Source organism: Bianquea renquensis, assembly GCF_014384895.1.
GTDB lineage: Bacteria > Bacillota > Clostridia > Lachnospirales > Bianqueaceae > Bianquea > Bianquea renquensis.
Map to the genome: position 1 here is coordinate 55,382 of NZ_JACRSQ010000007.1, position 12,368 is coordinate 67,749.

Genomic DNA, 12,368 nt, shown 5'->3' on the forward strand with positions numbered 1-12,368 from the left:
ACTGTGCAATGCAAGGTACTGTGAAAAATATTTCTGCGGAGATTGGTATGATTGTAAACTTAACAAAAAATATAGTTGACAATCGTTGCCGTTATCCTTATAATGAAATCAGAAATTTTGCTCTGATCCATGGTGAAAGGACGTGCCCCCATGTCACTCTATAGCATAAAAATGCGCGCAAGCACAAACCAAACTCATATCTCTGGGGCGGAAAAGATTATCCCCTATGATCAAATCGGCCCATTTGTAAATCAGCTTGTGCAGCGGGGGATGCATCATCCCAAGGGAAATCCGGATTCCTTGAATCTCAAAATCGAAACGATCGATGAGCGCGATATTCTATATATAGAGGCTCTTCCCGTCCGGACAATCGAGGTCGGCAGCTGCCGGGACGGGATAGAGGAAATCCGGAAATTTCTCCTCTCACTGGGCCTTGCGCATCCTGACAATATACTACGGTTTCTGTCAGAAACGTATGCCATGCGCGGGGCTATATTGCTGGATGTGGATACCCTGGAACGGCTTGAACCTGACGGAAAACGTGGGGTTCGCGCCACGTATATGGACGCGGACAGGACCTCGGGAGGTCCATCCGGTAACGGAAAAGATCATTATGCGGAGGCAATTGTGCTGGCAACAAAAGTTGCACATGCTCCCAATCTCATCGGTGAAATTTGTATTTCCGATGATCCCGATTATGTCACAGGATACGTGGCATCAAAGACCACAGGGTATACCCGGATTACCAAAATGAAAGAATTGGGCAGCGAAAACGGTGGGAGAATCTTTCTATATCGGGGCCGCAGAGAGGATGTAGCAAAAACCATATCTTTTTTAGAGAAACAGCCAGTTATTGTCCGAAACATACAACCTCTGGAGGTTCCCACACACGCCATCGATAAATTTTCCTTTATCGATGCGGCGCTACAGGAAATGCAGGAGGCTCATCTATACAGAAGCCTGAAAACAGTCCAGTCCGCGCAGTCGTCAACTGTACAATCCCACGGCCGAGAGATGATCATGATGGCTTCGAACAGTTATCTTGATATGTCGAGGGTGGAGGAGGTGAGAGACTATGCCGCGTATGCTCTCAAAAAATATGGCACTGGCTCGGGAGGTTCACGCCTCACAACAGGCAATACCATTCTGCACGAAATGCTTGAAAACAAAATTGCAGAGTTTAAGCATACGGAGGCTGCATTGGTCTTCAATACAGGGTATGTTGCCAATCTTGCCACAATCTCAGCACTGATGGAGAAACCGGATATCATTTTCAGCGATGAACTCAACCATGCAAGTATTATCGACGGTTGCCGCCTCAGTGGAGCGAAGACCGTTATATACAGACATAATGACATGAGAGATCTGGAAGAAAAGATTTTGGCCAATCCATGCCATAAAGGGCTTATTGTCAGCGATGCTGTTTTCAGCATGGATGGCGATATTGTCAACCTTCCACAATTGGTTCAGATTGCGGACCGGTATCATCTGCTCTCCATGGTTGACGAGGCGCACGCAACGGGGGTTATCGGCAAGACAGGCGGAGGCATTGTAGAGCATTATCACAATACATACAGACCGGACATTGTGATGGGGACTCTCAGCAAAGCCATAGGCAGTGAAGGTGGTTTTGTCTGTGGACGCAAAAATCTTATTGACTATCTCAGAAATAAAGCAAGGGGCTTTATCTTTTCGACCTCCCTGTCTCCTGTCACGATGGCCGCCTCTTACAAAGCCTTGGAGTTCATTGAAAAAAATCCCCAGCGTGTCACGGACCTTCAAAATAATGTTCAATTTTTCTGTGATTGCCTGCGGCAAAGAGGACTCCCTGTTTCTTCTGATACCGGCATTATCCCCATTATCATCGGAGATGAAGAAAAGGCTCTCCAGGTGTCACAGGAGCTTTTTAATAGGGGGTATTATATATCGGCAATCCGATATCCGACTGTAAAAAGAGGCAGTGCAAGGCTCAGAATTGCCCTTATGGCCACCCATACACAGGACCAATTGCAAAGGGCAGCGAGTGCGATTGTTCAAATCTTAAAGGAAAAGGAAGTTTTGCCATGGTGACCACACTGAAGAACAAAGTTTTACAGGGACAACTGCCGGTGAAAGAAGAGCTGCTCTCCCTGTGTGATGCTCCTCTGGAAGAGCTCTGCGCAGCTGCCGACGAAATCAGAGACTATTTCTGTTCCAATACATTTGATTTATGTACCATTATAAACGGCAAGAGCGGCCGATGCACCGAAGACTGTAAGTATTGTGCCCAGTCGGCATTCTATCACACCTGTATTGAAGAGTATCCACTCAAAAGCCAGGAGGAGATTTTGTCCCTTGCAAAGTACAATGAGGCGAGAGGAGTACTCCGATATTCCATAGTAACGTCAGGTCGGTGCTTGAATGACCACGAGATTGATCAGGTGTGCGATGCTATACGAGTCATCAAGAGGGAGACCCGTTTGGAAGTGTGTGTCTCGTTAGGACTCCTCAGCAAAGATCAGTATCGAGAGCTAAAAAATGCCGGTGTTACGAGAGTTCACAATAATCTGGAGACCTCGCGAAAAAATTTCCCTACGATTTGCACCACCCACACCTATGATGATAAAATCGCGGCTATAAAAGCCGCCATGGAGGCGGGACTGGATGTGTGCAGCGGCGGTATTATGGGACTGGGGGAAACCATGGAGGATCGAATTGACATGGTCCTTGCCATACGGGAGCTTGGGATTGCGTCCATTCCAGTCAATCTGCTCAATGCCATTCCGGGAACCCCCTGCGAAAATAGCAGAAGGATCACACAGGATGAAATGAGACGGATTGTTGCGATTTTCAGGTTTGCCGTGCCCCATGCATCCATCCGGCTTGCAGGGGGAAGAGGGCTGCTTGCGGACCGGGGAGAAAAATGCTTCAAGTCAGGTGCCAATGCAGCTATTTCCGGCGATATGCTCACAACTTCTGGCATCTCCATCGAGAACGACATGAAAATCCTCGCAAAACTTGGATATAAGGTGGAAGTAAAGAATGGGTAAGGGATTATTCATAACAGGCACCAATACCGATGTAGGAAAAACCTATGTCACAGCATTGATTGTAAAAAAACTGCGGGAGAACAATCGGAACGCAGGATATTTTAAAGCCGCGGTCAGCGGGAATATACGGACAGAGAAAGGGCTCATCCCCGGTGATGCTGAATATGTGGACCGCGTCGCACAGATTGGTGGAGATGTAGGGGAGATGGTTCCCTATATATATGAAAATGCTTATTCCCCGCACCTGGCCGCACAGATTGAGGGGAATCCGGTGGAAATGTCCGTTATCCGCCAAAGGTATAATGCCATAGCGCAAAAGTATGACTACGTCACCATGGAGGGAAGCGGAGGGATCATCTGCCCTATCCGATATGACGGCAAAAAGATTATGCTAGACCATATGGTAAAAGAGCTTGGGCTGGGAACACTTGTCATTGCAGAGGCAGGGCTGGGAACGATCAATGCGGTATATCTGACCGTGCATTACATGAAAAGTCAGCAGATCAAAGTCCAGGGGATCATCGTAAACCATTTTCATGATGGCGATATCATCGAACAGGACAACAGGAAAATGATTGAGATCCTGACAGGGGTCCCAGTGGTAGCAGTGGTCCATGATGGGGACAAAGACCTGGATATAGACGTGGAAAGGTTGGAAGAATTCTATGGCTGATGGCAAACCCTATACGGTTAAAGCAATTGCAACGGATGGTATCATGTCTGTCCTACTACTTGTCACGGGAATACTGAGGCTCCCATCCCTTATACCAGGCGCCGAATTTCAGCTTTCTGCGCCCTTTGCCGTCTCCATAGCAAAAAATCATGGATTTAAACGATATCTTATCATTGGCATTGTCGCAAGCACATGTGGTTTTTTGCTTGGGTTACAAAATATATTCAACATTACCATCGCCATGATCTATAGAATCGTAGCCGGTTCCATCGTCTCGATCTGGAAGAACAGTAAAATTGCGCTGGTGGTCAGTGGCCCCTGTGGGACCTTTGTATCAAGGATTGTCCTTGCATTTTTGCTCCACACCGATATGTGGCTTTTGATACTATATGCCCTGCCCGGTATGATATTTACCGCCATCGCGGCGCCGCTTGTCACAGAATTTGAAAAGAGGATCCTAGGTTGCATCGGCCTATATCCGCTGCAATCCTCCGCGAAAAAACGCTCCGGAATGGAGGACTGAAATGAATACTCAACAAGACTTAGTACAAAGAGATTTAAAGTATATTTGGCATCCATGTTCCCAGATGAAAGATTATGAGGAGCTACAGCCCATTGTCATTGCGAGCGGCAAAGGTGTGTATCTTTATGATAAGAACGGCAAAGAATACCTGGATATTGTAAGCTCCTGGTGGTGCAATCTGCTTGGACATTGCAATCCGATCATCAGTGAAAGTATTAAACATCAGCTTGATAGGCTGGAACACGTCATCTTTGCAAATTTTACACACGAGCCCGCTATAACCCTCTGTGAACAGCTTATGGGGATAATCCCCAAGGGACTTGCGAAATTTAATTTCTCCGATAACGGTTCAGCCTCCGTGGAATGCGCTCTAAAGATGGCGTTTCAGTACCAATACCAGACGGGACATCCTAAAAAGACCAAATTCATGTGTCTCTCCGATGGATACCACGGCGAAACCATCGGAGCCTTGTCTGTGGGCTGTCTTGACTTGTATGCCAAGATCTATCAGCCAATGTTGATGAGTACCATCCATGTGCAGGCACCGGACTGCTATCGGTGTCCATATGGCAAATGCAGAGAGTGCTGCCAGGCGGAGTGTATTGAATTTGCCAAAACAGCCTTCGAACAGAATGCGGAGGAGACCTGCGCCATGATAGTGGAGCCTTTGCTCCAGGGCAGCGCCGGAATGCGAATCTATCCTCCTATCTATTTAAAAAAGCTGAGAGCTCTGTGTGATCAATATACTGTACTGTTGATTGCCGATGAAATTGCGACGGGCTTTGGCAGGACAGGCAAGATGTTTGCCTTTGAACATGCCGGAGTCAGCCCTGATATTATGTGTATATCAAAAGGGCTGACCGGCGGGTATATGCCAATGGCAATTACCATTACGACAGATGAGGTTTATGATGCGTTTTACGCTGACTACAGCGAAGGCAAAGCATTTATGCACAGCCATACATACAGCGGGAATCCGCTGGGATGCTCCGCTGCACTTGCGGTACAAAAGATTTTCAGAGAAGAGCCAATCCTCGAAAACGCGGCAAAGAGAGCCATCTATCTGAATCAAAAGCTGCAGGAGGCGCTTATCGAACACAAAAATGTCGGGGAGATACGACACATTGGACTTATCAATGCAATCGAACTCACCCCCGACAGAAGGGCAAAGTCTGAATATCCCTCGGAGCTTAGAATTGGATATCAAATTTATAAGAAGGCTCTTGCGAGGGGGCTGCTACTCAGACCATTGGGAAATGTCCTTTATTTTAATCCTCCGCTTATCATAAATGAACTGGAAATCGACAAAGCGATACGGATCTGTAAAGAGAGTATACTGGAGGTTTTAGGGGATTTATAATGGAACCGCCATCGCCTTTCTTTCATGAAAGGTGGAGATGGATGTGAATCCCATGGAGCGCAGGGTTTGATAGCAGGTTTCCATGGAAAGGCCCACATCTTCAGGAGAATGTGCATCTGAGCCGGTGGTCAAAATGGTTCCGCCCAGCTCCCGATACCGCTGCACTATATTCCAGGGAGGAAGAGGCCTCCCTAGACCAACTCGATATCCAGAGGTATTGAGTTCAATGCCTGCGCCATTGGCAATAATCTGTGTCAGAATTTGGTCGAGCAAGGGGGCAAATTCCTCGTAGGAATATTTTTCTTCACCGGGGTCATAGCGCACTAGATAGTCCAGATGCCCATAGACGCTGGCATAGGGAAAGAGCTGCACCATGGATGCTACAGCCTCAAAATATTCCTCATAGCATTGATGGCGTCGGTTCGATTGAAACAGATTGACTTCGTAGGGATCGACCCCTCCAATCGCGTGGCGGGAGGCGATGATGAAATCTAACTCCCGCTTATATTGCTCATAAAACCGCAGACAGCGATCAAGGCAGCTTTCCTGAATGCCGAGCTCAATTCCCCTTCGAATTACAATCTGTCCGCGGTATTTTTGTTGCATTTGTGCCAGCGTTTCCAGATAGTCATCCATATCAACTACCCAAAGATTGCCGCCGGGGTTGGGGAATTCATAATCGATATGATCGGTCACAGCGATTTCCTTGATGCCCTTGTCAATGGCGGCCTGAATCATGCTCTCCACGGCCGCATCACTATCCATGGAATATCGAGTGTGTAAATGGTAATCATACATAATAAGGATTCCTTCTTTCTTTGCGTGCTCCACCGTATTGTATCATAATTTTCGTCAAGAAAAAACATTTTTTATGAAAACAGGCAAAGTCTGACGAAATCCCTAAAATGCACTTGCCCTCATGGGTGAAATACGGTAAAATATAGAAAGTGTGTAAAGTTTTTGCCGGATACACAGCAAAAACGCAAAAATTTGAAGCGAGGACGCATGTGATGAAAGACATGTCAACGTTAGTGCTGACGATTATCGGTTTGTTAGGCGGATTAGGGTTATTTTTGTATGGAATGAATATCATGGCGGACGGTTTGCAGAAATCGGCCGGCAGCAAAATGAAAAAGCTTCTCAGTATTCTGACGACCAATCGTTTCTTAGGCGTCGCCGTGGGCGCTTTAGTGACGGCCATCATTCAAAGCAGTTCCGCCACCACCGTCATGGTGGTAGGCTTTGTCAATGCGGGTTTACTCAATCTACTTCAAGCAACAGGCGTGATTATGGGAGCGAATATTGGAACGACCATCACTTCCTGGATCGTATCCCTTGGCGAGTGGGCAAGCTTCTTAAAACCCAGCACGCTGGCGCCGTTGGCTGCCGGGATTGGCGCCATGATGTTTGTCTTTGGAAATGACCGCAAGAGGCAGGCTGGTGAAATAATAATTGGGTTTGGCCTTCTGTTCATGGGGTTAGAGCTCATGTCCAACACCATGAAGCCATTTCAGGGGTCCCAGGTTTTCCGGGATGCGTTCCAGACCATGGGCGCCAATCCGATTCTCGGAATCCTGGTTGGCTTGATCGTCACCGCCGTTATCCAGAGCAGTTCTGCGTCCGTGGGAATTTTGCAGTCCGTCGCCAGCCTGGGGCTAGTTCCCTGGAATGCAGCGGTGTACATTATTCTTGGGCAGAATATTGGAACATGCGTGACCGCCCTTCTATCAGCCGCTGGGGCCAACCGCACTGCGAAACGGGCGGCCCTGATCCACCTCCTTTTTAACATCACAGGAACGATTCTCTTTGCCGTGGGATCGGTTCTCTTTTTCCGCTTTAATACGGGATTTGGCGCGATTCCTGTCACTCTGACGGGTATTTCCATATTCCACACCATTTTTAATGTTGCGAACACGGTTGTGCTGTTTCCTTTCAGCAAGCAGCTGGTCCATCTGGCAGAGAAGCTTCTTCCAGAGCATAAAACAGCCGCTGGAGATGAGATTGCGGAGGAAAAGTTATTAAAGCGCCTCGATGAGCGCATTTTAAACAATCCTGGCTTTGCCATTGCCACCACAGTTGAAGAGGTGCTGAAAATGGCGGATCTGACCTCAAGTAACCTGCGCCTTTGCCAGCAGGCTTTGATGGAGCGGGATGATGCCCTGGTGCAGCGCGTCTTTGAGCAGGAAGACATTGTCGATCGAAGTGAAAAGGAAATTACGGAATATCTGATCAAAATCAATGAGGAGTCCATCAGCGAGAGGCAGAGCCATACGGTGACGGCGCTGCTACACACGATCAACGATATCGAGCGGATCAGTGATCACTCGGAAAATATGGCGGAATTGATTCAGAATTATATCCGTCAAGATCTTCACTTTAGCGAGGTTGCCTCCGACGAAATCCGAACGATGATGAACATGGTCCGGGATAATTTTGAGGAGGCGGTCAATGTTCGAAGGCAATATGATTTTCGGAAAGCAGAGTCTGTTAAACGCCAGGAGGATGCGGTGGACTCTATGGAAGAGGATCTGCGTTTCGAGCATATCAACCGGCTGGCGCAAAATGCCTGCGATACCAGGGCTGGCGTTATCTTTCTGGATTTGATCAGTAATCTAGAGCGGGTATCCGATCACTGCGTCAATATTGTGGAGGCGGCAGAGTCCGAGCTGTAAAAGGACATGCGCTTCTTTTGTCAAAATTTACTTGCAATTTATTGTGAAATGTTTTACAATGAACACGAATGCCACAGTAGGAGTTGGGAAGATATGGAGACGATTCTGCGGCGCTTGCTTCCAGATGGCATGGACGATCTGATACGGCGGTGGCGCCTTCTAGTGGCAATTCGTACATGCGGAGTCGCCGGACGCCGAGAACTGGCCTCACGCTTGAGCTTATCTGAGCGGGTGCTCCGCCAGGATATTGTTATCTTGCAGACATACGGCCTGATCGCCGTCACGGCAGGTGGGATCTCTGTCACACCGGACGGGATTCAGACAATCCGGTCCTTAGAAGAAGCCTGGCCGCGCACCGCAGAGATGTGGCGCGCAGTGGAAGAACTTAAGCCCGCGCTCAATGGAGTGAGAATCGCGGGGTATCCTGCCGGGCCCTATGCAGCGGCGGAGATGGCTCGACATATGGAGGCACGGCTTCACAGCCATATGTCCGTCTGTGTCGGTGGCGGCCCTCTCATAGCCCGGGCGGTAGCGCGTTCCCGGTCTCTCAGGAGATTGTCCGGCCTCACGGTATACCCTGCACAGCAAGCGTCTGCGGAGATTGCGTCCTCTCTTGCGCGAAAATTAGGAGGATTCCAGCCGGATGGAACCGATATTCCAGCCATTTTAAGGCCGCCCGATCTCCTGCTGCTGGAGATTCAAGAGGGAAGGATGGCGGCCAGGGCATATGGACTGTCAGATGACTACCAGCGGCTTTTGGATCGCAAGGAGGCTCGCGCAGAAATTCTAGGGTATTTCCTGAATGCTGAGGGACAACCCGTTCTGCGGATTAAGGACTCCGCAGCGGATTTGCAGGTGATCCGACAGGCATCGGAGGTTCTTTGGATCGGAGAGGGAGAGCTGGGCGCCAATGCCTTTTGGGCTGTCCGGCGCTATCTATCGCCAAGGGGAATTCTGCTGGCGGACGATATCTTTATCGGCACGCTGTATCAGCTATGTTTTCACAGGTCATAGAATGGTGAATAGGAAAGCGGTTCCTATCTCATATTACGGTGTAAGGAGGAACAGATTTGGCACGGATTGCAATTAACGGATTTGGACGGATTGGTCGGAATTCGTTCAAGATTGGAATGGAGAAGGGGTTGGATATTGTCGCCATCAATGATCTGACGGATGCGGCGACCCTGGCACATCTGCTCAAATATGATAGTGTATTTGGCAAATTCGCGGGGACAGTGGAGTCGAGAGACGGTTTGCTTATCGTCAACGGTCGCCCTATCAAGGTGGTGGCTGAGCGGGACCCGAGCCGCCTGCCCTGGAAAGAACTTGGCGTCGACATCGTGATCGAATCCACGGGACTGTTTGCCAGCATGGAAAAAGCCAGCGCTCATCTCCAAGCGGGAGCGAGAAAGGTTATCATTTCGTGTCCTGCAAAGGGCACAAAATCCATCGTGATGGGTGTGAATCAGGAAGCCTATGATCCGGCAGTGGACCATGTGATTGACAATGCCTCCTGCACGACCAATTGCCTGGCGCCTGTGGTCAAAGTCCTCCATGATCAGTTCGGGATCGTGAAGGGGATGATGACGACCGTTCACTCCTACACAAACGATCAAAAAATTTTGGATCTGCCTCACAAAGATCTGCGGAGGGCCCGCTCGGCGACGCAGTCCATTATCCCTACGACGACGGGAGCTGCCGAGGCGGTGACGAAGGTAATCCCCTCCCTAGAGGGACGGTTGACCGGCATGGCCATGCGGGTGCCCACCCCCACAGTGTCCATCGTCGATTTCGTCGCAGAGCTTAAGACGGAGGTGACCAGGGAGAAGGTCAACGCTGTCCTGAAGGCCAACGCAGACGATATCATTCTAGGGTATACCGATGAGCCGCTGGTATCCATAGATTTTCGCCAGGACTCCCGCTCATCCATCGTGGACGGCCTGTCGACGAAAGTGCTGGACGGCAACATGGTGAAAGTCGTCGCCTGGTATGACAATGAGTGGATGTATTCCAACCGTATCGTTGACCTGACCCGTTTCGTGGCCGAGGGGCTAGCGCCCTGAATTATGCTTTTTTAAGCCTCTGCTTCCAGCGGAAGCCGGCTTTAAAATTATAACTATCACATTACACCCTGAAAGGAGTATGGTTATGTTAAACAAGAAATCTGTCGATGATATGAATGCGAAGGGAAAGCGAGTGCTGATTCGCTGTGATTTCAACGTTCCGCTAAAGGATGGGGTTATTACCGACGAAAACCGCCTTGTGCAGGCACTGCCGACAATCCAGAAAGTGATGAACGATGGGGGAAAAGTCATTTTGTGTTCCCATCTCGGCAAGCCAAAGGGAGAGCCGAAACCGGAATTGTCCCTGGCGCCTGTGGCAAAGCGCCTCTCTGAACTGCTGAACAAGGAGGTTGTTTTCGCCAAGGATGACACCGTTGTCGGAGAAAACGCGAAGGCAGCCGTTGCCGCCATGAAAGACGGGGATGTGGTCCTTCTGGAAAATACCCGGTATCGCAAAGAGGAGACCAAAAATGAGGACGCCTTCAGCAAGGAATTGGCCTCCCTCGCCGACATTTTTGTCGACGATGCCTTTGGAACGGCTCATCGCGCTCACTGCTCCAACGTTGGTGTAACCAAATATGTGGAGACCTCCGTTGTGGGATATCTCATGGAAAAAGAGATCAATTTCCTTGGAAACGCTGTAGACAATCCTGTACGCCCCTTTGTAGCCATCCTGGGCGGTGCGAAAGTATCCGATAAGATCAACGTCATCAATAATCTCCTGGAAAAGGTAGACACTCTGATCATCGGCGGCGGAATGGCCTACACCTTCCTGAAGGCGCAGGGGAAAGAGATTGGAACCTCCCTGCTGGAAGCTGACAAAATCGAGTATGCTCTTGAGATGATTGAAAAGGCGAAGGAGAAGGGCGTATCCCTGCTGTTGCCCGTTGACAATCTGGTGGCAAAGGAATTCAACAACGATGCGGAGTACCGCGTTTCTGAAAATGGAATGAATCCCGATGAGATGGGGTTGGATATCGGGCCGAAAACGAGAGCGCTCTTTGCCGATGCTTTGAAAAATGCCAAGACTGTGGTTTGGAATGGTCCCATGGGCGTCTTTGAGATGCCGAATTTTGCAGGTGGTACCATTGCAGTGGCTAAGGCTCTGGCCGAGATCGATGCCACGACGATTATCGGCGGCGGTGATTCCGCGGCGGCTGTCAATCAGCTGGGCTTCGGCGATAAGATGACGCACATTTCCACCGGCGGTGGAGCGTCCCTCGAATTCCTGGAGGGAAAAGAACTTCCTGGCGTTGCGGCCATCGCGGATAAAGAATAAGGAGGCGCTTCACTCATGCGGAAAGTTATCGTTGCAGGAAACTGGAAAATGAACAAAACGCCCCGCGAGGCCATAGAGCTGATTGAAACGCTGAAGCCCTTAGTTTCTGAGCGGGAGGATGTGGAGGTCGTCTTCTGCCCACCCTTTATTTCCCTTATGGTGGCGGTGGAGGCCGTAAAAGGCACCAACATCAAAATTGGTGCGCAGAATATGTACTTTGAAGAGAACGGCGCTTACACTGGCGAAGTTGCACCTGATATGATCGCAGAGTGCGGCGTTGAGTATGTGATCCTGGGACATTCGGAGAGACGCCAGTATTTTGGAGAGACAGACGAATCCATCAACAAAAAGGTGAAAAAGGCCTTTGAGCATGGATTGAAACCCATCATCTGCGTGGGAGAGACGCTGGAGCAGAGGGAGCAGGGGATTACAGAGGATTTGGTCCGGCTTCAGACTAAGATTGCGCTGAAAGATATTTCGAAGGAAGATGCGAAAAAAGCTGTCTTCGCCTACGAACCTGTATGGGCCATCGGAACCGGAAAGACGGCGACTAGCGTTCAGGCTGAGGAAGTCTGCGCGGCGATTCGAAGGGTTCTGAGCGAAATCTACGATGAAGAGACTGCCGGAGAGATTCGCATTCAGTATGGCGGCAGCGTCAACGCTGGAAATGCGGCGGAACTGTTCGCCATGCCCAATATCGATGGCGGCCTAGTCGGCGGCGCCAGCCTGAAGGCTGATTTCGCCAAAATCGTAAATTATTAAGGAGCGT

Annotated in this window: 11 protein-coding genes; 10 read left to right on the plus strand and 1 reads right to left on the minus strand. The window is 49.5% G+C overall.

Going from position 1 to position 12,368, the window contains the following annotated elements:
* Positions 1 to 150 precede the first annotated feature (150 nt).
* The 5 genes from bioF to bioA are packed head-to-tail and all read left to right on the plus strand — an operon-like array spanning position 151 to position 5,585.
* Entirely contained in the window at positions 151 to 2,070 is a 1,920-nt protein-coding gene (bioF, locus tag H8730_RS06315) for an 8-amino-7-oxononanoate synthase (RefSeq protein WP_177720361.1), read from the plus strand.
* Positions 2,064 to 3,029: a biotin synthase BioB gene (gene bioB, locus H8730_RS06320; RefSeq protein ID WP_177720363.1), complete on the plus strand. Its 966-nt coding sequence runs from the start codon at positions 2,064 to 2,066 to the stop codon at positions 3,027 to 3,029. Before bioF ends, bioB begins: the two co-directional genes overlap by 7 nt.
* Positions 3,022 to 3,702, plus strand: coding sequence for a dethiobiotin synthase (bioD, locus tag H8730_RS06325; protein ID WP_177720365.1), 681 nt, complete (start codon positions 3,022 to 3,024; stop codon positions 3,700 to 3,702). Before bioB ends, bioD begins: the two co-directional genes overlap by 8 nt.
* Positions 3,695 to 4,225 carry a hypothetical protein gene (locus H8730_RS06330; protein ID WP_177720367.1) on the plus strand — a complete coding sequence of 177 codons (531 nt, stop codon included), beginning with the start codon at positions 3,695 to 3,697 and terminating at the stop codon, positions 4,223 to 4,225. Before bioD ends, H8730_RS06330 begins: the two co-directional genes overlap by 8 nt.
* A gap of 1 nt (position 4,226) precedes the next feature.
* Positions 4,227 to 5,585: an adenosylmethionine--8-amino-7-oxononanoate transaminase gene (gene bioA, locus H8730_RS06335; protein WP_249289578.1), complete on the plus strand. Its 1,359-nt coding sequence runs from the start codon at positions 4,227 to 4,229 to the stop codon at positions 5,583 to 5,585.
* Here bioA and H8730_RS06340 read toward each other — a convergent pair.
* The gene (locus tag H8730_RS06340; protein WP_177720371.1) at positions 5,580 to 6,383 is read right to left on the minus strand and encodes a histidinol-phosphatase HisJ family protein; all 804 of its coding nucleotides are present in this window, start codon (positions 6,381 to 6,383) and stop codon (positions 5,580 to 5,582) included. The genes bioA and H8730_RS06340 overlap by 6 nt on opposite strands.
* A gap of 212 nt (positions 6,384 to 6,595) precedes the next feature.
* Here H8730_RS06340 and H8730_RS06345 point away from each other — a divergent pair, with 212 nt between their 5' ends.
* The 5 genes from H8730_RS06345 (at position 6,596) to tpiA (ending at position 12,361) form a co-directional block, all read left to right on the plus strand.
* On the plus strand, positions 6,596 to 8,257 hold the full coding sequence (locus H8730_RS06345; RefSeq protein ID WP_177720373.1) for a Na/Pi cotransporter family protein: 1,662 nt from the start codon (positions 6,596 to 6,598) through the stop codon (positions 8,255 to 8,257).
* Positions 8,258 to 8,350: 93 nt separating this feature from the next.
* A complete protein-coding gene (locus H8730_RS06350) occupies positions 8,351 to 9,271 on the plus strand; it encodes a sugar phosphate isomerase family (RefSeq protein ID WP_177720375.1) in 921 nt (306 codons plus the stop codon).
* A gap of 56 nt (positions 9,272 to 9,327) precedes the next feature.
* Positions 9,328 to 10,320, plus strand: coding sequence for a type I glyceraldehyde-3-phosphate dehydrogenase (gap, locus tag H8730_RS06355; protein ID WP_177720377.1), 993 nt, complete (start codon positions 9,328 to 9,330; stop codon positions 10,318 to 10,320).
* An 85-nt stretch (positions 10,321 to 10,405) separates the two neighbouring features.
* Positions 10,406 to 11,599, plus strand: a complete 1,194-nt coding sequence (locus tag H8730_RS06360; protein WP_346726560.1) for a phosphoglycerate kinase — start codon at positions 10,406 to 10,408, stop codon at positions 11,597 to 11,599.
* A gap of 15 nt (positions 11,600 to 11,614) precedes the next feature.
* Positions 11,615 to 12,361 carry a triose-phosphate isomerase gene (gene tpiA, locus H8730_RS06365; RefSeq protein WP_249289579.1) on the plus strand — a complete coding sequence of 249 codons (747 nt, stop codon included), beginning with the start codon at positions 11,615 to 11,617 and terminating at the stop codon, positions 12,359 to 12,361.
* The last annotated feature ends 7 nt before the right edge of the window (positions 12,362 to 12,368 follow it).

What these genes read in the sequence shown, in the direction of transcription:
- bioF (WP_177720361.1), top strand. Translation starts at nt 151, where the DNA reads ATGTCACTCTATAGCATAAAAATGCGCGCAAGCACAAACCAAACTCAT.
- bioB (WP_177720363.1), top strand. Translation starts at nt 2,064, where the DNA reads ATGGTGACCACACTGAAGAACAAAGTTTTACAGGGACAACTGCCGGTG.
- bioD (WP_177720365.1), top strand. Translation starts at nt 3,022, where the DNA reads ATGGGTAAGGGATTATTCATAACAGGCACCAATACCGATGTAGGAAAA.
- H8730_RS06330 (WP_177720367.1), top strand. Translation starts at nt 3,695, where the DNA reads ATGGCTGATGGCAAACCCTATACGGTTAAAGCAATTGCAACGGATGGT.
- bioA (WP_249289578.1), top strand. Translation starts at nt 4,227, where the DNA reads ATGAATACTCAACAAGACTTAGTACAAAGAGATTTAAAGTATATTTGG.
- H8730_RS06340 (WP_177720371.1), bottom strand. Translation starts at nt 6,383, where the DNA reads ATGTATGATTACCATTTACACACTCGATATTCCATGGATAGTGATGCG.
- H8730_RS06345 (WP_177720373.1), top strand. Translation starts at nt 6,596, where the DNA reads ATGAAAGACATGTCAACGTTAGTGCTGACGATTATCGGTTTGTTAGGC.
- H8730_RS06350 (WP_177720375.1), top strand. Translation starts at nt 8,351, where the DNA reads ATGGAGACGATTCTGCGGCGCTTGCTTCCAGATGGCATGGACGATCTG.
- H8730_RS06360 (WP_346726560.1), top strand. Translation starts at nt 10,406, where the DNA reads ATGTTAAACAAGAAATCTGTCGATGATATGAATGCGAAGGGAAAGCGA.
- tpiA (WP_249289579.1), top strand. Translation starts at nt 11,615, where the DNA reads ATGCGGAAAGTTATCGTTGCAGGAAACTGGAAAATGAACAAAACGCCC.